The 19859-nt window shown below is 65.0% G+C and carries 22 protein-coding genes; 10 read left to right on the top strand and 12 right to left on the bottom strand.

What is annotated here, in order from left to right; translation table 11 throughout:
• Positions 1-52: 52 nt before the first annotated feature.
• From C1A35_RS04965 to pdxR, 12 genes are all read right to left on the bottom strand, one after another.
• Positions 53-1033 carry a FecR family protein gene (locus C1A35_RS04965; RefSeq protein WP_104663223.1) on the bottom strand — a complete coding sequence of 327 codons (981 nt, stop codon included), beginning with the start codon at positions 1031-1033 and terminating at the stop codon, positions 53-55.
• Positions 1030-1554: an RNA polymerase sigma factor gene (locus C1A35_RS04960; protein WP_104663222.1), complete on the bottom strand. Its 525-nt coding sequence runs from the start codon at positions 1552-1554 to the stop codon at positions 1030-1032. Before C1A35_RS04960 ends, C1A35_RS04965 begins: the two co-directional genes overlap by 4 nt.
• A gap of 266 nt (positions 1555-1820) precedes the next feature.
• Entirely contained in the window at positions 1821-2120 is a 300-nt protein-coding gene (locus C1A35_RS04955) for a hypothetical protein (RefSeq protein ID WP_234822742.1), read from the bottom strand.
• Between the two features lie 168 nt (positions 2121-2288).
• Positions 2289-2996, bottom strand: a complete 708-nt coding sequence (locus C1A35_RS04950) for a L,D-transpeptidase (RefSeq protein WP_234822740.1) — start codon at positions 2994-2996, stop codon at positions 2289-2291.
• The gene (locus tag C1A35_RS04945; RefSeq protein WP_440271493.1) at positions 2993-3949 is read right to left on the bottom strand and encodes an ABC transporter substrate-binding protein; all 957 of its coding nucleotides are present in this window, start codon (positions 3947-3949) and stop codon (positions 2993-2995) included. The genes C1A35_RS04950 and C1A35_RS04945 overlap by 4 nt, the downstream gene beginning before the upstream one ends.
• Before the next feature lie 431 nt (positions 3950-4380).
• Positions 4381-6114, bottom strand: a complete 1734-nt coding sequence (locus C1A35_RS04940) for a methyl-accepting chemotaxis protein (RefSeq protein WP_104663221.1) — start codon at positions 6112-6114, stop codon at positions 4381-4383.
• Between the two features lie 390 nt (positions 6115-6504).
• Positions 6505-6720: a hypothetical protein gene (locus tag C1A35_RS04935; RefSeq protein WP_104663220.1), complete on the bottom strand. Its 216-nt coding sequence runs from the start codon at positions 6718-6720 to the stop codon at positions 6505-6507.
• Positions 6721-6820: 100 nt separating this feature from the next.
• The gene (locus C1A35_RS04930; protein ID WP_104663219.1) at positions 6821-7870 is read right to left on the bottom strand and encodes an MBL fold metallo-hydrolase; all 1050 of its coding nucleotides are present in this window, start codon (positions 7868-7870) and stop codon (positions 6821-6823) included.
• 404 nt (positions 7871-8274) lie between these two features.
• A complete protein-coding gene (locus C1A35_RS04925) occupies positions 8275-8937 on the bottom strand; it encodes a peroxiredoxin (RefSeq protein ID WP_104663449.1) in 663 nt (220 codons plus the stop codon).
• A 336-nt stretch (positions 8938-9273) separates the two neighbouring features.
• The gene (locus C1A35_RS04920; protein ID WP_104663218.1) at positions 9274-10257 is read right to left on the bottom strand and encodes a threo-3-hydroxy-L-aspartate ammonia-lyase; all 984 of its coding nucleotides are present in this window, start codon (positions 10255-10257) and stop codon (positions 9274-9276) included.
• A gap of 63 nt (positions 10258-10320) precedes the next feature.
• Positions 10321-10908 carry a hypothetical protein gene (locus C1A35_RS04915; RefSeq protein ID WP_104663217.1) on the bottom strand — a complete coding sequence of 196 codons (588 nt, stop codon included), beginning with the start codon at positions 10906-10908 and terminating at the stop codon, positions 10321-10323.
• 135 nt (positions 10909-11043) lie between these two features.
• A complete protein-coding gene (gene pdxR / locus C1A35_RS04910; protein WP_104663448.1) occupies positions 11044-12549 on the bottom strand; it encodes a MocR-like pyridoxine biosynthesis transcription factor PdxR in 1506 nt (501 codons plus the stop codon).
• Positions 12550-12642: 93 nt separating this feature from the next.
• Here pdxR and C1A35_RS04905 point away from each other — a divergent pair, with 93 nt between their 5' ends.
• From C1A35_RS04905 to C1A35_RS04865, 10 genes are all read left to right on the top strand, one after another.
• The gene (locus C1A35_RS04905) at positions 12643-13266 is read left to right on the top strand and encodes an FMN-binding negative transcriptional regulator (RefSeq protein WP_104663216.1); all 624 of its coding nucleotides are present in this window, start codon (positions 12643-12645) and stop codon (positions 13264-13266) included.
• Positions 13267-13400: 134 nt separating this feature from the next.
• The gene (locus C1A35_RS04900; protein WP_104663215.1) at positions 13401-14033 is read left to right on the top strand and encodes a LysE family translocator; all 633 of its coding nucleotides are present in this window, start codon (positions 13401-13403) and stop codon (positions 14031-14033) included.
• 125 nt (positions 14034-14158) lie between these two features.
• Positions 14159-15745 carry an acetolactate synthase large subunit gene (locus C1A35_RS04895; protein ID WP_104663214.1) on the top strand — a complete coding sequence of 529 codons (1587 nt, stop codon included), beginning with the start codon at positions 14159-14161 and terminating at the stop codon, positions 15743-15745.
• 284 nt (positions 15746-16029) lie between these two features.
• Positions 16030-16266 carry a helix-turn-helix domain-containing protein gene (locus C1A35_RS04890; RefSeq protein WP_104663213.1) on the top strand — a complete coding sequence of 79 codons (237 nt, stop codon included), beginning with the start codon at positions 16030-16032 and terminating at the stop codon, positions 16264-16266.
• Positions 16267-16738: 472 nt separating this feature from the next.
• Positions 16739-16948 carry a cold-shock protein gene (locus tag C1A35_RS04885; protein WP_104663447.1) on the top strand — a complete coding sequence of 70 codons (210 nt, stop codon included), beginning with the start codon at positions 16739-16741 and terminating at the stop codon, positions 16946-16948.
• A gap of 174 nt (positions 16949-17122) precedes the next feature.
• Positions 17123-17359, top strand: a complete 237-nt coding sequence (gene rpsU, locus C1A35_RS04880) for a 30S ribosomal protein S21 (RefSeq protein WP_043612663.1) — start codon at positions 17123-17125, stop codon at positions 17357-17359.
• Positions 17360-17400: 41 nt separating this feature from the next.
• The gene (locus tag C1A35_RS04875; protein WP_104663212.1) at positions 17401-17622 is read left to right on the top strand and encodes a hypothetical protein; all 222 of its coding nucleotides are present in this window, start codon (positions 17401-17403) and stop codon (positions 17620-17622) included.
• Positions 17623-17814: 192 nt separating this feature from the next.
• The gene (locus tag C1A35_RS04870) at positions 17815-18198 is read left to right on the top strand and encodes a hypothetical protein (RefSeq protein ID WP_158664968.1); all 384 of its coding nucleotides are present in this window, start codon (positions 17815-17817) and stop codon (positions 18196-18198) included.
• Between the two features lie 313 nt (positions 18199-18511).
• The gene (locus C1A35_RS37015) at positions 18512-18634 is read left to right on the top strand and encodes a hypothetical protein (RefSeq protein WP_268802267.1); all 123 of its coding nucleotides are present in this window, start codon (positions 18512-18514) and stop codon (positions 18632-18634) included.
• A gap of 165 nt (positions 18635-18799) precedes the next feature.
• Complete coding sequence (locus C1A35_RS04865) at positions 18800-19714, top strand: pyridoxal-phosphate dependent enzyme (protein ID WP_104663210.1); 915 nt, start codon at positions 18800-18802, stop codon at positions 19712-19714.
• Positions 19715-19859: the final 145 nt, after the last annotated feature.

The following is a 19859-nucleotide window of genomic DNA, read 5'->3' as shown; positions in this document are numbered from 1 at the left end:
GGAGGTAAGACGCCGGTTGCCGCTTCCTTTCTGATCCGGCCTTCAGATTTTTTTAAACAATCCGATCCGCGCGATAGATCAGCGTTCCCCATAGGGGGATATGCCGGGTGGAAATCGGCAGCACCCGCGCGAGTTGCGGAAGGACCACGTCGATTTCGTCGATCCGCGCGACCAGCGTCACATGGAGGCGAGAGAGCCGGTCATCCATCAGGATCAGCCGTTGCGGCGTCCAGCGGTTGAGCACGTCGATGACCTCGCCGAACGGCCTGCCGAGAAAGACGAGCCTGCCGCTTCGCCAGGCGAGATCGGTTTCGACATCGGAAGGCCGGGCCGTTCCCATCTCTCCGGCGCGACAGGTCAGCTGCTGCCCCTCGTCGAGCCGGAGCGACCGGCCGCCATAGTCGACCATCACGGCGCTTTCCGAGACGACGATCTCCAGCTGGTCGCTAAGGATGGAAAGGTTGAACGCGGTTCCGAGCGCCACCACCCTGCCCCCATTCGCGTCAACCGCAAACGGCCGCTGCGCGTCCTTTGCAACCGTGAAGTAGGCCTCGCCCCGATCGAGGGTAACCTTGCGTTCGGCCATCGTGAAATGCACCGACAGGCTGGTGCCGCCCGACATCTCCACCCGCGTGCCGTCATCGAGCACGACGGTGCGCCTTTCCCCCCGCGCGGTTTGCAGCTGGTTTCCGATCGAGGAGCGATAGGCGCCATAGCCGGCCGATGACGCGAATGCCAGCACCGCCAGGTGCATCAACTGCCGGCGGGTGGGCGAACGGCTGCCCTTCTTCTTCTGTCGGCCCGCCTCAAGCCCGGCGGCGCTCGTCCACAGCGCTTCGATCTCGGCATAACATGCGGCATGGTCCGGCGATGCCTGCATCCAGCGCTCGTGCGCCGCCAGCGTCTCCGGCGCGGCCTGGCCGTCGCTTATGACCGTGAACCACTTGATCGCGTCCCGTTGCACCGGATCGAGCGACTGCGATGCCTCGTCTGCCCACTCGTCCTGGCCATCCTGATGTTTCCTGGTCGTCATCGGGGCCACCTTTTTCCGCCCTCGTTTGCCTTGCGCAGTTGCGTCTGCAGATGCATCAGCACGGAAGCGAGGCGGCTATAGGCGGTTTGCAGGGGAATGGAGAGTCGCTCGGCGATCTCGGCAAATGTCAGACCTTCCATGCGAAGGTCGTAGACCAGCCTTGGCCCTTCCGGCACGTCCATCAGGGCGCGCTCCAGGAGACGCAGTTGCTCGGCAGAAATCAGCAGCTCGTCTGGCTGCGGTGCGGGATCGACGATCGCGTCGAGATCAATCTCCCCGGCCGGAGCGACGATGCGAACGCGCCGTTGCGCATCGATCTGCAGATTGATCGCGGTCCTGTAGAGATAGGCCCGGCCGTTGGAGGGCAGTTCGCCCATCGGCGTCTTGTCCACGAGCTGCGCCAAACGCACAAACGCATCCTGGCTCAGGTCAGCCGCCGTATCGGCCGTAACGCCGCGCCTGCGAAGATACCCCTGCAGTTCCCGGCTGTATCTCCGGAACAGATTGGCTAGATCCCACATGATCCGCCCAGGCACTGGCGCAGTCGCGAAAATTCAAACATTCCGCGCAGTTACTTAATATGATTTATTGAGTCAAGATTTTTGCGGAAGCATCAGGCCTTACCGCACCGAATGCTCCCCTGCGCGGATGCTTGCTACCTCCGCGCGACTGAAGCAGGCGCGTGCCAGGCGCCGGCTCATGGGTCGCGATGCGTGCATTTGTACGCACGATAGCCTTGCGCGTCCGCTTGCACGGGCGGCGCTGTCGCACGTCTTCCGTGCGCAAGCTAACCGGCCGGCGTCACCGATTTCACGCTGCCGGCGGTGTCGACGACACAGGTGAACTTGCGGCCGGCGGCGTCGAGGTCGACGCTGTAGGAGGCGGCGTCAAGCGCCCGGGAACTGGTCGGCAGCACCTTGGCGCTGTCGACCTGGGCCGCCCCGGCGACCGCATGAGCGCACAGAAGCTGCAGGTCGGCTGGCGCCGTCTGCAGGCTGGTGCGCGCCATGTCTTCGGGTTTGGGCTGCGACGACTGGCAGCCGCTCAATGCGGCGAGCGCCGCAAGCGTCAGAACAAGGCCTTTCATACGCAATATCCCCTCGTCCACCACGTATCCTCCCCTTCGGATCTTCTGTCCCTGGTTTTCTCGGTCGATCGGCCGCTCGTGTCCCCGGCGGCCGATCGCTATTGTCCCGGCGCTCGCAGGCGCCTGCGCCGGCGCGCCGCTCGCGCGGCCCACCTTGTCTGCGTCTTCTCACACGCCCTTGTAGAGCGCCGCTCCCTGCATCAGCACGATCACCTTGGCGCCGATCTCGATGCGCGAATGCAGGTCGATGACGTCGTCATTGTTCATGCGGATGCAGCCGGAGGAGACGTCGAGGCCAATCGTCCAGGGCTCCACCGTGCCGTGGATGCGGTAGATCGTGTCCTGGTCGCCCTCGTAGAGATAGAGCGCGCGGGCGCCGAGCGGATTGTCCGGCCCACCGGGCATGCCGGCCGCCCATTTTGCCGCGTTCGGGTCGCGCGCCACCATTTCGGCCGGCGGCGTCCAGGTCGGCCATTCCGCCGTGCGCCCGACACGCACGATGCCGGCCCAGCCGAAACCCTCGCGCCCGACGCCGATGCCGTAGCGGATCGCCTGGCCGCCGGGCTGGACGAGATAGAGAAAGTGCTGGTTGCCGTCGATGATGATCGTGCCCGGCTTTTCCGCCGTGCGGAAGGTCACCACCTGGCGACGGAAGGCTTCGGGCAACTGGTTGTTGCGGGCGAAATATTGCCGGGCTTTCTTCTTGTCGTAATTCACCCATTTCTTGGTGCGGGCGTCGTAGATCTGCGTCTGCGCCAGGGCGGCGAGCGGCCCGAGGCAGAGAGCGGCGGCAAGAATGCCGGCGCCGAGCCCGCGCCGCGTGAAGGCCGGGCGAGCTTTGGCATCGAGGCGGCTGTCGTCAGCGGTTTTCGTCATGGCTTGGCCCACCCGTCGATGCGGGCCGCATTGTCCTCGGCCCATTTCTTCGCATAGTCCGCCGGCGCCTGCCGCTCGACCTCAAGCGCATAGCTCATCTTCGTCACTTCCTCCGGCGAGAAATCCACCTTCTCCAGGAACTTCGCGACATCAGGGTGCTTCTTGCCGAAGGCGGTGGCATAGGCGATCTGGAAATGCGCCGCTTCCCACGCGGTCGAGGCACTGGATTTCGACACCCAGAGCGGGTCGCTCGGCGGCAGGATCTTCCACTTGGCGGCATCGTGCGGCGGCTCTTCAAGCCGGACGATCTGGTGCAGTTCGAAGACATGATGCGGCGCATAGCAATAGAACACCATCGGCCGCTCGGTCGCGACCGCGGCATCGACCGCCGCCATCGCCACCTCCTCCTCCGCCTCGAACAAAGTCAGCGTCTTGCCATAGCCGTAGCCGGCCGCACGCGCCCGCTCGATGCCGGTCGAAAGCCAGGTGGCAGCGCCGATCCACATCTCGCCCTTGCCGTCGCCGTCGGTGTCGAGGATCTTCGTCTTTTCGGCATCGCTGAGATCGGCCGCCGATTTGATCGTCTTGGCCGCCTCCGGCGTGGCGCAGAGCCCCTGCCAGGCCGGAACGCTGCGCTCGGTCAGCTGGCCGACCTTCTTGTCGGTCACGTATTTGCGCACGACGTCCTCGAAGTTCGGCCGCCAGACCTCCGGCTGGATATCGACGGTGCCCACCTCGAAACCGACGAAGGCATTGAGCGTGCCGAGTTCCTTGACCTCCGCATCGAGCCCGAACTTCTTGGCTATGCCGACTTTCAGGATATTGGCCGTTGCTTGGCCCGACGGCCAGTTCGGCATGGCGATCACCAGATCGGCGGCCGCAACCGGCGGGGCCACGGATGCAGTGAGAACGGCAGCCAGCACCGCTGGCAGAAACCTCGGCTTTCCCTTCACAATCCCCTCCGTCCTCGAGCAATCGATGCGAATGATGTCGTGAATGCGTATGGAATGCGTCGTGCTGCGAGGTGACAGACCGCCGCGCTGTCAGGCGGCCGGTATCACCCCCGGGAGTTCCCTTGTGCCGTCGACCGGCATCTTGGTTTGTCGATTTCCTGACGTCTTGGCCGGCAGGATGCATAGAACGGCAGCCTTCGTCAACGATCAGGCTGCACCCTGCGTTGCACGGAAGGCTTCTCGATCAGCATTCAGGCGACAACGTCCTGCACGATCGCCAGGACGGCCTGCCTCCGCATTGCGGCGTGTGGCGCTGTGCGTCGCCCGGCTGGCCACCTCCAGGAAAAAGATGAGGCGGGCCACACCCCCGGCCCGCCTTCCGCCGGTGGCAGGGCACAAACACCCCGCGCATCCCGGCCTTGTCTGTCGCCTCAGGCGGCCTGGGCGTCGGTTGCCCGGCGTCGGTCGCCGATGCCGCCCCTTGCCGCCGCCGTGCCCGGCTCGCGCCGCTCGGTGCGGCGGTTGAGCTGGAAGCGGTTGACGAGTTCCGTCAGCCGCTGCGCCCCCTCGGCGAGACGAACACTGACATCGGCGGTGCGTTCCACCATGCTGGCATTCTTCTGCGTCGTAGCATCGATGTCGTTGACGGCGACACTGATCTCGCTCAGGCCGGCCGTCTGCTCGGTCGCAGCCGTCGCAATCGCCTCGATGCGAGTGTCGATCGCTTCGACATAGTTTTCGATCTCCTTCAGCGCGCTGCCGGTATCGCCGACGAGGCGCACGCCTTCGGCGACCTCCGAGACGGAATTCTGGATCAGCGCCTTGATCTCCTTGGCAGCCTTGGCCGAGCGCTGGGCAAGCTCGCGCACCTCCGAGGCGACGACCGCAAAGCCCTTGCCGGCCTCGCCTGCACGTGCCGCCTCGACGCCGGCGTTGAGCGCCAGAAGGTTGGTCTGGAAGGCGATCTCGTCGATCACGCCGATGATCTGGCTGATCTCCTCGGACGCGGCCTTGATGCGCTGCATTGCCGTCACCGCATCGCGCACGACGCCGGAAGAATTGTGCGCCGATTGCCGCGCGTTCTGCACGAGCGAACGGGTCTGCTGGGTATTTTCCGTCGAGGTGCGCACGGTGACCGTGACCTGCTCCAGCGCCGCCGAGGTCTCCTCCAGCGCCGCTGCCTGCTGGCGCGTGCGATCGGCCAGATGCTCGGCCGCATCTTTCATCTCGTGGCTGTTGGAATTGAGGTCGCGGGTCTGGCTGAGCACCGCCGACAGCGTTTCCTGGAACATGCCGATCGAGGTGTTGAAGTCGCGCCGCAGGGTTTCGAGCTCGCCGACGAAAGGCTCGTCCAGCGTCATGCGGATGTTGCACTCGGCCAGACGTCCGAGCCCGGCGCCGATCTGCTCAACCGCCAGCACGCGATCGGAAACGTCGACGGCGAATTTCACCACCTTCGATACCCGACCGGCATCGTCGAGGATCGGGTTATAGGAAGCCTGGATGAAGACCGGCTTGCCGCCCTTGCCGATGCGCTTGAACTGGTCGGTGACGAAGCGCCCGGCCGAAAGATCGCGCCAGAAGGCGGCATAGTCTGGCGAGCGGGCGTAGTCCTGCTCGCAAAAGATGGAATGGTGCCGCCCGACAATCTCGTGAAGCGCGTAGCCCATCGCCGAAAGAAAATTCTCGTTGGCGGTGATGATCTCGCCCGCGGGCGAAAATTCGATGATCGCCTGGGCGCGCGACAAGGCATCGATCTTGCCCTGGTCGTCGGTGCTCTTCGCCTTCGTCGCGGTGATGTCGGTTGCGAACTTCACCACCTTGTAGGGCTTGCGGCCGCGAAACACCGGGTTGTAGGAGGCCTCGATCCAGATCTCGCGCCCACCCTTGCCGATGCGACGGTACTGCTGGCTGTCATATTCGCCGCGGGCAAGGCGCGCCCAGAAATCGGCATAAGCGCTCGATGCAGCCTCCTGCGGCTGCACGAACATACGGTGATGCCGGCCGACGATCTCGCTGAGTTCGTAGCCCATCGCACGGCAGAAATTCTCGTTGGCTGTCAGGATCGTGCCGGAAAGATCGAATTCGATGATCGCCTGCGACCGGTTGATCGCGTCGAGCATGGCTTTGGCATCGGAGGCAAAAAGAGACGGCAGGCCAGTCATGGGAGCGGGACCTATAGCTAACAAATCGAAAAGGGATACATGCGAATTGTAGCTATTCGTATGATAAATTCCTTAAGCGATCGTTTTCGAAAGCGACCGAACCCCTATGATTGTTGGGCTTTCGCGCTCAGGCTCCCCCTGTCCCGATTGCGCGCGGCGTCCTGAAATCGCCTAGCCCAGGTCGCCGGCCACCAGCCAGATCATAGGTTCGAGCGCAAAGCTCCGGTGCAGCAGGACGTTCAGATACCGGGGCTTACGGACCGCCGGCACGTCTCCTACCCAAGCGCAACTCCGTCCCTCGCGCCTCAAATGCGGACGCGAAGGATCAAGGATCTCCTGCCTAAAAGTTGGACACGCGGCTATTGCCCACGCCGCCGCGGTCGGCCGGTGCTACCAGTTGCCCGGGTCCGCGGTATGATCGATGCTGGCGAATTCGTCGGCGCTCTCCCGGTCGAGCGTCAGGCTGGTGGCTTTCTTCTGATCGTCGGTGACGGCATAGTCGAGCGGCGCCGCCTCCCGGGTCAGAAACTGGTACATCAGGAGCGCTGCCTCCTCGGCGTTGTCGGCCTCGAATTCCCTGGTAACGCTGACGGAGAACGTCTTCATCGTCCCTCTGTCCCCTTGCTCGTTTCGACCGCCTGCTGGCTGAGATATGAGATGGCGCGCGTTCAGCCGGCGTCAATGCGCGGGCATCAATGCGTCGGCGTCAACGCGTTACTGGCCCGTCCGCCATTTTCCAGGCGGCAAGGCCGCCCTCGATATGGCAGGCGCTGGTGAGGCCGGCCGCCTGCGCGGCCTCCACCGCCATCGCCGAGCGCTCGCCATAGGCGCAGTAGAAGACGATGCGTTTGCCGGTCGCTTCCGCCAGCTCATGCAGCATGCCGCCGGCGGAGATATTGTCCTGGAGCTCCGGATAGGGCGCATGCAAAGAGCCGGGGATGAGCCCGTGTTTTTCGCGCTCGGCCTTTTCGCGCAGGTCGACCAGCGCGATCTTCGCATGGCCGCACAGCACCAGGGCTTCCTTCGCCGAAAGCGCCCAGCCGCGCCGGGCGATCTCGTCCTGGTGCAGGCCGACATGAATGTTTGCCGGGACCGCCACATCCATCATCTTCGGGTTCGGCAGGTTGAGGTTGTTCATCAGGTCGACATATTCGTCGACGGATTTGACCCTGAGCCGCGGGTTGAAGCACTTCTCCTCGCCGATGGTCGAGACCGTGTCGCCCTTGTAGTCATGTGCCGGATAGACCAGCGTCTCGTCCGGCAGCTTCAAGAGCTTGTTGAAGATCGAGTCATATTGCTGACGCGGATCGCCGTTCTGGAAATCGGTGCGGCCGGTGCCGCGGATGAGCAGCGTATCGCCGGTGAAGACCCGCCGGCCCATGTCCCCGGCCATCAGGAACGAATAGGAATCGTCCGTGTGGCCGGGCGTATAGAGCACGTCGAGGCTCAGGCCCTCGATCGCCACCCGGTCGCCCTCCGCCACCCGCATCGAAACGACATCGGCCGCCGTCTGTTCGCCCATCACGGTGATGCAATGGGTCCGGTCGCGCAGCGCCCCGAGCCCGGTGATGTGATCGGCATGCAGATGGGTATCGACCGCCTTGACCAGGCGCAGGTCAAGTTCGCGCACGAGCTGCAGGTAGCGCTCGACCTTTTCCAGCACCGGATCGATGATCAGCGCCTCGCCGCCCTGGCGGCTGGCAATCAGGTAGGTATAGGTGCCGGACACGCTGTCGAACAATTGACGGAAGATCATCGGCGACTCCGTTGCACAGGATAACGCGGCGTCCAATCGAGAGGTCGTGGCAGCGATGGGCCTCGCCCCTCAGCCGTACGGTGAGGGAAACGCCCCTCATCCGCCTGCCGGCACCTTCTCCCCGCAGGCGGGGCGAAGGCACGGTGCCGCGCTCTCGCGTTTCCCTCTGCACTCTTGCAACCGAGGGGCGTTGCTGCATCCCGAGTTTCCTCGCCGCCTTTCGGCCTAAACCACCGACCAGATGGGGCACCAGGCTCTTCAGCCGGAACTCCGGAACATCGGTGCCCGAAGAGCCGAGCGGGTCCCGCGCGTCTCCTTCTCCCTGCGAGCGGGGAGAAGGTGCCGGCAGGCGGATGAGGGCCACGGCCCTCACCGCACGGATACCGCCTTGCCGATCTGGTGCCTCAGCCCTTCGGCTGCGGCACGATGCGGATATAGGGCTTCGGAGCCTTCCAGCCCTCCGGATAGACCTTGCGGGCATCCTCGTCCGTGACCGAGCCGGCGATGATCACGTCTTCGCCCTGCTGCCAGTTCACCGGCGTCGCCACCTTGTGCTTGGCCGTCAGCTGCAGCGAGTCGATGACGCGCAGCACCTCGTCGAAGTTGCGGCCGGTCGTCATCGGGTAGATGAGGATCAGCTTGATCTTCTTGTCCGGGCCGACGACGAAGACGTTGCGCACCGTCTGGTTGTCGGCGGGCGTACGCTTGGTCGGGTCGCCCGAGACCGGCGCCGGCAGCATGCCGTAGAGCTTCGACACGGTGTAGTCGACGTCGGCGATCATCGGGAAGTTCGGCGCATGGCCCTGTGTTTCCTCGATATCGGCGGCCCAGCCGGCATGGCGGTCGAGCGGATCGACCGACAGGCCGATGATCTTGACGCCGCGCCGGTCGAATTCCGGCTTGATGCGCGCCATGTAGCCGAGTTCGGTGGTGCAGACGGGCGTAAAGTCCTTCGGGTGCGAAAACAGCACCGCCCAGGAGTCGCCGATCCAGTCGTGAAACCGGATCGTGCCGTCGGTCGTCCCGACCTCGAAGTCCGGTGCGAGGTCATTGATTGCAAGCGTCACGATACCCTCCAGTTGTGTATGCACCGCACCCTTCCGGTGCGGTGGCAGCGCTGAGATTTTTGGCAACGCGGCGTCCCCGTCGGGCATTGAAAGGTCCGCTGTAAGTCTCTGGTTTCTTCCACGTTCCATGCTCCGCCCTGACGATGGCAGCAGGAAAATAATACTTGGAAAATCAAATTGTTACAGTAACCGTTGCAGGCCCGTCCGGACGCCCGTCGCAATTGGCGCGACGCCCAGTTTGCCACTTTTGCCGTTTAAGGCAACCGGAAAGACGACGAATGGCCAAGGCTCGCGCCAGACACGCCAGGGTGGCGGCGGTCGCCTGAATGGCAATCTCTAGCGCAGCAGCGCCCCGTAGGTCGCCAGGTCGACATTGCCGCCGCTCAGGACGATGCCGACGCGCTTGCCGGCGCAGGCGATCACCCCTTCGAGCACGGCGGCAGCGGCAAGGCAGCCGGTCGGCTCCACGACGATCTTCATGCGCTCGCCGAAGAACCGCATGGTCTCGACCAGCTGGGCGTCGCTGACCGTGACAATGTCGGCGACGGTGCGCTGGATGATCGGAAAGTTGTGGACGCCGATGCTGGGCGTCAGCGCGCCGTCGGCAATCGACTTCGGAATGGCGATTTCGACGATCCTGCCCTGGCGCAGCGACTGCTGGCCGTCATTGCCGGCCTCCGGCTCGACGCCGACGATGGTCGCGCCGGGCGAGCGTTCCCTGGCGGCAAGCGCCGTGCCGGCAAGCAGCCCGCCGCCGCCGAGCGGCGTGATGATCAGGTCGAGTTCGCCGACCTCCTCGATCAGTTCGAGGACGGCCGTGCCCTGGCCGGCGATCACATCGGGGTGGTCGAAAGGCGGGATCAGGACGGCGCCGCGCTCGGCCGCGAGCCGCGCGCTGATGGCGGAGCGGTCCTCCTTGTAGCGGTCGTAGAACACGACGTCGGCGCCGTAGCCGCGCGTCGCCGCCACCTTCATGTCGGGCGCATCGGCGGGCATCACGATCGTCGCCGCCACGCCCTGCAGCCGCGCGGCATAGGCGATCGCCTGGGCATGGTTGCCGGAGGAGAAGGCGACGACGCCCTGCCGTGACCCTTTTTCCTTCAGCGCGGCGATGGCGTTATAGGCGCCGCGGAACTTGAAGGCGCCGCCGCGCTGGACGTTTTCCGCCTTGAAGAACAGCCGCGCGCCGGTTGCGGCATCGGCCGTGCGCGAGGTCAGGACCGGCGTCCGATGCGCCACCCCGGCGATACGGTTTCGGGCAAGCTGCACGTCGTCGAATGTCGGAATGCGCAATGCCTCGTCCGCCGTTGAAACTGCCATCGAGTCTCCCCCTGAGCCTGCTTTTCCGAAGGCTAATGAAGACCGCCATGCAAGGCAAGGATGTCAGCCGCGTCCCCCATTTTTGGACGCGTCCCCATCCCTGGATGGGACCGTGCGGTAGTGGTCGACGGCGAAGCTGAAGAGCACCTTGAGCATGAAGAGGCCGGACACCGCCATCAGCGCCGGCGGCAGGCCGGGCAGAAGCGGCAGGCCGGTCAGGCCGATCGCCAGCAGCAGCCCACCGACGAAGGTCTGCGCGCTTCGCCCCGCCAAAAGGTTGACGAGCGCGGCCGCGACGATCGTATAGGCCCAGACGGCGACCGCGGCTGAAATGCCGGTGCCGACAAGCAGCGCGACGAGAATGATGTGAAAATGGATGGCGATGAAGACCCGGCGGTTGCGCGGCCGGGCGGCATAGAAATCGTTGGTCGACGGCGTGAAATTGGCGACGCAGCCGGCGGCGATGTCGAGTACGAGGACAAGCGCCAGCGCCGTCCGCCACCAGGCGAGCTCCGCAAGCAGCGGAAAGGCCGCCATGGCGAACACGACGGCAACACCGACGCCGAACAGGAGGATTGCCGCGAGATAGACGAGCGGCTGTTCTTCACCGAAGACATCGTGCAGGTGGGGATGGATGCGAAGAGTTTTCATCAGGGATCACAAGGGGCGCCGGACGGGATGGTGGCCACTATGAACGGACGTAGCCAGGCTGCAAGCAGGTAACGGTAACGCGCGGGGGTAGAGGCCGAACCGCCACAGGTTCCGCCGAAGCGACCTATGCCCGCGTCACGCGATCAGCGGCGCGGTCGTGCAGTTCCGCAGAACTTCGGCAAGGGCTGCCACGCCCTTCGCAATCTCCGCCGCCTCGAGGCTCGCATACCCCATGACGATGCCAGCCCGGTCCGGCCGGTGGCCGGCATCGGCCGCCGCATAGAGCGGCGAGACCGGATAAAGGCCGACGCCCGCGGCCCTTGCCCCTGCGACGAGGGCGCTTTCCTCCGTCTTTTCCAGCCGTTCGAACCAGACGACCACGTGCAGGCCGGCATCGGCGCCGGATATGGTCACCTGGTCGCCGAATTCGGCCTTGAGCGCCGTCAAGAGTGCCTCGCGCCGGCGGCCGTTGTTGCGACGACTCTTGCGGATGTGCCGCTCATAGGCGCCGCTTGCAATCATTGCCGCCAGCGCCTCCTGTTCGAGAACAGGCGAATGGCGGTCGATCAGTTGCTTGGCGGCCGCAAAGGCCGGAAAGAGCGGCGGCGGCACGACGAGATAGCCGAGCCGGAGCATCGGCGACAGGCTCTTGGAGATCGTGCCGAGATAGAGCACGTTTTCCGCCGGCGCCATGGTCTGGAGCGGCGGGATCGGCCGGATGTCGTAGCGATACTCGCCGTCGTAATCGTCTTCGAGCACATAGGCGCCGGTCCGACGCGACCAGGCAAGGAGTTCCTGCCGCCTACGCGCCGCAAGCACGCTGCCGAGCGGAAACTGATGCGACGGCGTGACATAGGCGAGCCTGGCGTCCGCCACCCTTTCGAGAGCATCGGTCCTCAACCCCTCCGCGTCGACGGCAACGGGGATCACCTCGGCGCCGGCAGCCGCAAACACCCGGTGCGCCATGACATAGCCCGGATCCTCGATCGCCACGCGGTCGCCGGGATCGACGAGCACGCGCGCCGCAAGATCCAGCCCCTGCTGCGAGCCGTTGACGACGACGATCTGCTCGGCTTCGCAGCGAAGCCCCCGCGCCCGCCAGAGATAGGCCTGCAAGGCAGAGCGCAGGCTGGAAGAGCCGGCGGGGTGCTCATAGGCAAGCCGCGGCCTTCGGCGGCGGAGCGTCGTGTTGACCGCCTGCCGCCACGCTTTGTCGGGAAAATCCGTGGCCGACAGGTCGCCGTAGCGAAAATCGGCGATGAGACGCGAGGAGGCGGACGGCATCCAGACAGGCCCGTCGCGAAGGGCGGCGCCAAGGCGCGACAGGCGCACATCCGGGGGCCGCCCCTCCTCTTGAACCCGATGGCCCGCCTGCCGCCCGGAGGTGGCCGCCGAACCGGTGCCGTGCCGATCCGCAAGCCGCGCCACCCGCGACCGCGCGCCCTGGCGACTTTCCAGAAACCCCTCGGAAAGGAGCTGTTCGTAAGCCGCCGTCACGGTCGTGCGCGAAACGCCAAGCTCGGCGGCGAGCGCCCGCGTCGACGGCAGCAGCGCCTCGGCGCCATAGGTGCCCTCAAGGATCTGCGCCTTCAGCGCCGCATAGATCCGCCGGGTGGTCCCGACCGCAGTCTCGTCCTTCATCGCCACCAGCTGGCCCACACATTTATGCGAAAACTGGATATTCTTGTCCGTCCAGTTTGCCTCTATGACGGGACAGGCACAAGGAGCGAAATCATGTACACACCGCCTGCCTTCAAGGAAGAAACGCTGAGCGTGCTGCACGACATCATCGACGCCGCATCGCTCTCGACCTTCGTCACCGCCACCGCCGATGGGCTGCTGGCGACCCCGCTGCCGCTGCTGCTTGATCGCGACGAGGGCCCTCATGGCACGCTCTACGGCCACGTCGCCCGCGCCAATCCGCAAGGAACGACGCCGGCAATCGGTGCGGCACTGGCGACCTTCATGGGACCGGACGCCTATGTCTCGCCGTCCTGGTACGCCGCCAAGCGCGAGCACGGAAAGGTCGTGCCGACCTGGAACTATGTCGCCGTACACGCCTATGGCGCGGCCGAGTTCTTCACCGACGAAGACCGCCTTCTCGACGTCGTCACGCGGCTGACCAACCGTCACGAGAAGGCGCGCACCGAGCCCTGGCAGGTGAGCGACGCCCCGACCGCTTTCGTCAACGCGCAGCTTCGCGGCATCATCGGCATCCGGCTGCCGATCGACCGCCTCGACGGCAAGCGCAAGATGAGCCAGAACCGCAGCACCGAGGACCGCGCCGGCGTCTCGGCCGGGCTTGCGGCCAGCCCCCGTCCCGAGGATCGTCTCCTCGCCGGGGAGATCCCGGCCTGACGCCCGACAGTCCCGTGCCCCGTCGCCTGCCGCATGACCGCTTGCGGCGCTCGTGATTTTCCTTCAACTTTCCCGCGCAGCCCCTACAAAGGTCCCCGCAAGAGGCCGCGCAGCAGCAGACGAGGTGTAACCGCATGCCATCGCTCGACATTCTCCTCACCTTCTTCGTCACCACGGCGATCTTCGCCTATATCCCGGGCCCGGCCATGCTCTATGCCGCCGCGCAGACCATGGCGCGCGGCCGCATTGCCGGACTGATGGCGTCGCTCGGCATCCATCTCGGCTGTTACGTGCACGTCATTGCTGCGGCTGCCGGTCTTTCGATCCTGTTTCATGCGGTGCCGACGCTCTATCTCGCGGTGAAGCTTGCGGGTGCGGCCTACCTCGTCTGGCTCGGCTTCACGCTGATGCGCGCCAAGACGGGCGGCAACGGCGGCCAGCCCCTGGTCGAGGCGAAATCGGCGCGCCGCGCCTTCTTCGAAAGCATCACCGTCGAGGTATTGAACCCGAAGACCGCGATCTTCTTCGTCGCCTTCCTGCCGCAGTTCACCGATGCGTCGGCCGCCTTCCCGATCTGGGTGCAGTTCCTGCTGCTCGGCGCCCTCGCCAACCTGATGTTTTCCTCGGCCGACCTCGTCTGCGTGTTTCTCGCCGGCGCCGTCGTTTCCAGGATGCGCCGTTCCGGCCGGGCGCAGCGCCTGATGCAGCGCGCCGGCGGCACGGTGCTGATCGGGCTCGGCGCACATCTCGCCTTGCAGCGCACCTGATGCCGCGAAGCTGAAGCGACGCGTACCACCGCCGACTGGTTTTGCCCCGGACGCCTGATCATGCCCCCGTTGCAGCGGCAGAAGTTGCCGCTATCATGCCCGAAGGGCCATCGGGGGATACGCGCATGGGAGAAGGCGGCCAACGAATTCTGAGCACAGGCGCGGACGTGCTTGTCGACACGCTGCTTGCAAACGGCGTCGACGTCTGCTTCGCCAATCCCGGCACATCGGAAATGCATTTCGTCGCCGCCCTCGATCGAAAGCCTGAGATGCGCTGCATTCTCGGCCTTGCCGAAGGCGTGGTCACCGGTGCTGCCGACGGCTATGCGCGCATGACCGGCCGCCCGGCAGCTACCCTTCTCCACACCGGCCCGGGGCTCGCAAACGGGCTTGCCAACCTGCACAATGCCCGCCGCGCCCGCACGCCTGTTCTCAACATCGTCGGTGACCACGCCTCCCATCACCTGGCACTCGATGCGCCGCTCACCAGCGATATCGAGGGGCTGGCGGGCCCGATGTCGAACTGGGTCGGACGGGTGAAGGAGGCCGGCGATGTCGGTCCGACGGCGGCCGCTGCCTATCGCGCGTCGTTGACGCCCCCCGGCGTCGCCACCATGATCCTGCCGGCGGACGCGTCCTGGGGCGCCGTATCGCTCGACGCGCCGCCGCAGAAGGTCCATGTCGAAGCGCCCCTGCCCGCAAGCCCTGAGACCCTGCGCGAGGTGGCGAGCCTCATCCGCGCCAACCCTGAAGGGGCCGCCATGGTTCTCAGCGGGACGGCGGCCCAGGCCGAAAACCTCGCCATCGCCGGGCGGATCGCGGCGGCCTGCAACGTCCAGCTTTTCAACGAGGTGCTTGTCGCCCACACCCAGCGCGGTCGCGGGCGGGTGGCGCCGCGACGCATTCCCTATCCGATCGACATGGCGCTCGAGGCGCTGCGCGACGTCAAGGTTCTGATCCTCGTCGGCGCACCGGAGCCGGTGGCCTTCTTCGCCTATCCGGGAAAACCCGGCCGCCTGGTGCCGGAAGGCTGCACGGTGGTCACGCTCGCCGGCCACGGTGAAGACCTCAAGGCGTCGCTCGAAGCGCTGCGCGACGAACTCGGCATCAGCCCGACCCACCCCCTTCCCGCAGCAGGGGTGCCCGTCGACGAAGGCGAGCCGTCCGGCACGCTCACCGAAGACGCGATCGCCGTCATTGTCGCCCATAAGGTCCCGGAGAATGCCATCGTCTGCGACGAGGCGGCCACCTCGGCCCGCCGCTACTTCGCGCTTTCGGCCTTCTCGGCGCCGCACGACGTCATCATGCAGACCGGCGGCGCCATCGGCGAAGGCATTCCGCTTGCGACAGGGGCTGCGATCGCCTGCCCCGACCGCAAGGTGATCTGCCTTGAGGCCGACGGCTGCGCCATGTACAACATTCAGGGCTTGTGGACCCAGGCGCGCGAAAATCTCGACGTCGTCACCGTCATCTTCTCCAACCGCACCTATGCCATCCTGCATGCCGAGATGCGCAATGTCGGCGTCGAGGAGATCGGCGCCAATGCGCGGCAGATGCTCAACCTCGACAACCCGACCCTCGACTGGGTTTCGCTCGCCCGCGGCCTTGGCGTCGAGGCGGCCGTCGCCACCTCCTGCGAAGCGTTCGCCGCGCTCTTTTCAGCCGCCCTGTCGCGGCGCGGACCGTTCCTGATCGAAGCCCGCCTGGCGTAAATTTCGGCGCCGTTTTCGCACCGGATCGGGCAGCGGTGCGCGAGCGTGCGCGGGAACACCAATTGCCGGAAAAGGCACGGTCCAGAACCCGCAAATCACAGGATAACCCATTGATTCAGATTGTAATTTCACAAAAGTTCGGCCGCAAACTTGCGCCTGCGGACTTCTCGCTTATATTAGCGACGCCCTAGGTTCGCGCTCATCTGCCTTGAGTCGCATTTCAGTTTTGGGCCCCCTTCAACCGGCAGCGTTCTTTGCCGGTGGACCAACGAAGGAGACACTTCATGTCCTTTAAGAAAGACCTAACCAAGGCCCCCGGCGCAAATCTGTCCCGCGTCAAAGTCGGAGCCGCAATCAAGCGTTCGCGTGAAACCGCCGGCTATTCGGTGGACGATCTGTCGGTCACGACTGGCCTGACGGAAATCGAAATATCGAAGATCGAGCTCGGCGCCGATACCGATCCCGCCAAGCTGCAGCGCATCGCCGCCGCACTGCAGGTCTCGCCGCAGACCTTCACCTGAAAAAGCGGAGGCGGTGCGCGACAGAATAAAGCGTGCCGCCGCCTGACCTTCCCCTGCCACCGCTGTCCGGCGCGAACCGATATGGTTCCTCAAGCCCCGGCGCGGAAGGCCAAGCCAGCCTCCTTCCGATAGCAATCACCTCTTGCACGACCGCCATCAGCGGCCACGCTGCCGGCTGGCGCGTGCGCCGGATCTCCGTTGCCGGTTGCCGGGTTCAGGGGCTTCAATAAAAGAAAAATAGAGGCACGGAAAACCCGCATTTTCAGGCCTTTGCCGAGATTTATACAGCTGCCCGAAATTAAATAATCCAACATTTTCGTTGAGTTTCAAAAAGTATCGTCTATATATCAGGTCATCGAATATTGCTTGTGACCTTTGACACTGCGCTTTCGCGTGGCCAGATCTCCTCTCAAATATCGATCAACGCCGGGGAAATATTCTCTGGTACTCTCAACGATTGAAGGAAATCATCATGGCTTCAGGCACGGTAAAATGGTTCAACGCCACCAAGGGCTTCGGCTTCATTCAGCCGGATGACGGCAGCACCGATGTGTTCGTGCACATCTCCGCGGTAGAACGCGCTGGCATGCGCTCGCTGTCCGACGGCCAGAAGGTGACGTTCGACGTCGTCAGTGACCGCAAGACGGGCAAGAGCTCGGCTGACAATCTGCGGTCGGCATAATTTGTCATTCGCCCTCCTCTGACCACGGATGTACTGGCAGGGAGGCGCTTGAATGACGGGAAGAGGTCGGGGAACAACCCGACCTTTTTGCGTCTTTGGACCCTACATTTCTCGCTACGGGAGATAGGCATGCCGGCGCCGATTTTGCGCCGGCCAACAACAGGAGAACATTTTTTGCAGGTACTCGTCAGGGACAATAACGTCGATCAGGCATTGCGCGTCTTGAAGAAGAAGATGCAGCGCGAGGGCCTGTTCCGGGAATTCAAGGCGCGCACGAGCTACGAAAAGCCGTCGGAAAAGCGTGCCCGTGAAAAGGCGGAAGCGATCCGGCGCCAGCGCAAGCTCGCTCGCAAGAAGCTTCAGCGCGAAGGCCTCCTGCCCGCGCCCAAGCGCGCAGCGCGCACGCGCTGATCGTCGAGGCCGGCAAGCCCGCCGCTGAAAGGAGACACGACATGACTCCCTCGCAAGGCGCAGCCTCCAAGCCGGCCAAGACCTCCGCAAGCGACAAGGCGGCGGCGACCGACCACACGGCGAGAGCCATCGTTGCCGCCGAAAAACTCGCGCGCGACAAGAAGACCGAAAAGCTCAAGGCACAGCGCCTTGAGCGCGCCGCAGCCGAACCGGCTGCGGAGACGCCCGCAAGCAAGCCGACCCGGAAAACGCGCCGGCCGTGACTGAGGCCGACGTCGAAACACGCAGGCGCCAGACACCGGCAGAGCCGTTGTGCGAGCCAAAAGGGCCATGCCCGCTCCGGGCGGTTTATCGCAGACGGAACGACGCTCCAGGAGTAGAATTGCTGGAACGCTCTCCGCGCAATCGGGCCGATGCGTGGCGTAAGCGACATCCTCGTCAACAGGAGGGGCATCATGTCATCCGCGGAGCGACATCCGCTGGCTCCCTCGGACCTCGCAATGCTCGACGGCGTATTGCGGCGCGCGGGCTTTCACCAGCACGTGGACCGCGACGACCAGGACAGCCTTCGTCTTGCCGCCGTCTTTCTGATCAGGAGGTTCCAGGCGGGCGTTACCGCGGCCGACACCCTGCTTTCCGAATTGCAGCGGCGGAATGGGCTGCGCACGCCGCGGCAGATCGAAACCGCAAATCTCGAACAGTGGGAGAACGACGGAGGCGCGCCGCAGAGGCACAGCGTCGTTACCTGCTACACCAGTGCCCGACGCCTCCCGCAGTCCGAGGCAATGCCCGCCCAGGGCCCGGCACCGCCTGCCGGCAAGGGCGTGAAATCCGGATGAGGCCTGCTTGCGGCTACGTCGGAGGATGCCCCGAAGGCGATCTTTCTTGTGCCGGACGCTTTTGAGGCGCATGGTTTGACGATCGACATTGGCCGACTTGGCTTATCGCGGTGTGTGGGGCTCTCGACCCGCCAATCTCCTCCTTTATCGACAGCCGTGCGTGCGCGGGATCCGCGCGAAGGCGAGCCGCATGATCGGCGGAAGGCAAACCTCCTGGCCCGGGCAGCTATCCTCGCCCCTACCGATTTACCGGCGCCGCACCCGTTTGAACGAACGGCACTGAACCGCAACTCTCTGACGATTGGAGGAACCCATGTTCCACACGGTCACACGCAGACTTCGCCGATACGACTACACCCTGGCAGCGATCAAGGCGTCGCTCGTCCTTTCCCTGCTCTTCGTCGCGCTCATGACGTTGAGCGGTCTCCTGTGGTGACGGCCGCCGCCAATCCATCCTGTTCCGTGACATGACACCTGGCCATCGGCGGCGGCACGCGTCCCCCGTGTTGCGCCGAGGTGGTGGTTGGGGGCAAATTGCCTGAGGATTCTCTTCGAGGCTCCGTCACACCAACCCGGCATTGCGCGCTGAACGGAACACCCCATGGCACTTCACCTCCAAACCCCTCTGATCGAATCCCTGTCGCTGGGCCTCGCCTCGGGTCGCTCGATCTTTCTGAAGATGGAAGCGCTGCAGCCACCGGGCTCGTTCAAGATCCGCGGGGTCGGTGCTGCCTGCGAGCACCACGCGCGCGCCGGCAAACGGCGCTTCGTCTCCTCCTCCGGCGGCAATGCCGGCATGGCGGTCGCCTATGCCGGGCGTATGCTTTCGATCCCTGTTTCCGTCTTCGTCCCCGAAACGACGACCGAGCGCGCGAAGGGCCTGATCCGCCAGCAGGGCGCCGACGTCATCGTGCACGGTGCCGCCTGGGATGAGGCCAACGCCGCCGCCCTTGCCTCCCTCGATGCCGACACCGCCTTCATCCACCCCTTCGACGACCCACTGCTGTGGAGCGGACATGCGACCATGATCGACGAGGTCGCGCAATCCGGCCTGTCCTTCGATGCAGTCGTCGTGTCGGTCGGCGGTGGCGGGCTCTTTGCCGGCGTTGCCGAGGGGCTTGAGCGCAACGGACTGCGGCACGTGCCGATCTTCGCGGTCGAGACCGAAGGCACCGCCTCGCTCGCCGCCTCCATGGAGGCCGGCGCCTTGGTCGAGCTTGCCTCGGTCAGCGGCATCGCCACCTCGCTTGCCGCCCGCAAGGTGAGCGAGCGCGCCTTCGAACTCAGCCGGACCCGCCCCGTCGAAAGCATCGTCGTCAGCGACGCGGATGCCGCTTCAGCCTGCATCCGCTTTCTCGACGATCACCGCGTGCTGGTCGAACCCGCCTGCGGTGCAGCCCTTGCAGTTGCCTATGCCCATGCCGACCGTCTGGCCGAGCACCAGACCATCCTCATCATCGCCTGCGGCGGCGCAACGACGACGGTTGAAAGATTGCAGGCCTGGCAGGAGTTCTGAGCCGTTCGGGTTAGCGGGCTTGCTTCCCGACCGCCGTTTCCACGTGGCCCCGGAGCTTGCGCACCTGACCAGACGCGCGGCGCTGTGAGTGGATCGCACCGGCATCCCGAAACGAAAAAAGCCGGAGCTAACGCCCCGGCTTTCT

Origin of the sequence: Ensifer adhaerens (genome assembly GCF_002940685.1) — a bacterium.
Lineage (GTDB): Bacteria > Pseudomonadota > Alphaproteobacteria > Rhizobiales > Rhizobiaceae > Ensifer > Ensifer adhaerens_E.
The sequence above is the reverse complement of the archived record's forward strand: the minus strand, read 5'-3'. Positions and strand labels throughout refer to the sequence as shown.

What these genes read in the sequence shown, in the direction of transcription:
- C1A35_RS04940 (WP_104663221.1), bottom strand. Translation starts at nt 6,114, where the DNA reads ATGACTGGCCTGCCGTCTCTTTTTGCCTCCGATGCCAAAGCCATGCTC.
- C1A35_RS04870 (WP_158664968.1), top strand. Translation starts at nt 17,815, where the DNA reads ATGTCATCCGCGGAGCGACATCCGCTGGCTCCCTCGGACCTCGCAATG.
- C1A35_RS04895 (WP_104663214.1), top strand. Translation starts at nt 14,159, where the DNA reads ATGGGAGAAGGCGGCCAACGAATTCTGAGCACAGGCGCGGACGTGCTT.
- C1A35_RS04875 (WP_104663212.1), top strand. Translation starts at nt 17,401, where the DNA reads ATGACTCCCTCGCAAGGCGCAGCCTCCAAGCCGGCCAAGACCTCCGCA.
- C1A35_RS04865 (WP_104663210.1), top strand. Translation starts at nt 18,800, where the DNA reads ATGGCACTTCACCTCCAAACCCCTCTGATCGAATCCCTGTCGCTGGGC.
- C1A35_RS04965 (WP_104663223.1), bottom strand. Translation starts at nt 1,033, where the DNA reads ATGACGACCAGGAAACATCAGGATGGCCAGGACGAGTGGGCAGACGAG.
- C1A35_RS04960 (WP_104663222.1), bottom strand. Translation starts at nt 1,554, where the DNA reads ATGTGGGATCTAGCCAATCTGTTCCGGAGATACAGCCGGGAACTGCAG.
- pdxR (WP_104663448.1), bottom strand. Translation starts at nt 12,549, where the DNA reads ATGAAGGACGAGACTGCGGTCGGGACCACCCGGCGGATCTATGCGGCG.
- C1A35_RS04930 (WP_104663219.1), bottom strand. Translation starts at nt 7,870, where the DNA reads ATGATCTTCCGTCAATTGTTCGACAGCGTGTCCGGCACCTATACCTAC.
- C1A35_RS04950 (WP_234822740.1), bottom strand. Translation starts at nt 2,996, where the DNA reads ATGACGAAAACCGCTGACGACAGCCGCCTCGATGCCAAAGCTCGCCCG.
- C1A35_RS04905 (WP_104663216.1), top strand. Translation starts at nt 12,643, where the DNA reads ATGTACACACCGCCTGCCTTCAAGGAAGAAACGCTGAGCGTGCTGCAC.
- C1A35_RS04935 (WP_104663220.1), bottom strand. Translation starts at nt 6,720, where the DNA reads ATGAAGACGTTCTCCGTCAGCGTTACCAGGGAATTCGAGGCCGACAAC.
- C1A35_RS04890 (WP_104663213.1), top strand. Translation starts at nt 16,030, where the DNA reads ATGTCCTTTAAGAAAGACCTAACCAAGGCCCCCGGCGCAAATCTGTCC.
- C1A35_RS04900 (WP_104663215.1), top strand. Translation starts at nt 13,401, where the DNA reads ATGCCATCGCTCGACATTCTCCTCACCTTCTTCGTCACCACGGCGATC.
- C1A35_RS37015 (WP_268802267.1), top strand. Translation starts at nt 18,512, where the DNA reads ATGTTCCACACGGTCACACGCAGACTTCGCCGATACGACTACACCCTG.
- C1A35_RS04955 (WP_234822742.1), bottom strand. Translation starts at nt 2,120, where the DNA reads ATGAAAGGCCTTGTTCTGACGCTTGCGGCGCTCGCCGCATTGAGCGGC.
- C1A35_RS04885 (WP_104663447.1), top strand. Translation starts at nt 16,739, where the DNA reads ATGGCTTCAGGCACGGTAAAATGGTTCAACGCCACCAAGGGCTTCGGC.
- C1A35_RS04920 (WP_104663218.1), bottom strand. Translation starts at nt 10,257, where the DNA reads ATGGCAGTTTCAACGGCGGACGAGGCATTGCGCATTCCGACATTCGAC.
- C1A35_RS04915 (WP_104663217.1), bottom strand. Translation starts at nt 10,908, where the DNA reads ATGAAAACTCTTCGCATCCATCCCCACCTGCACGATGTCTTCGGTGAA.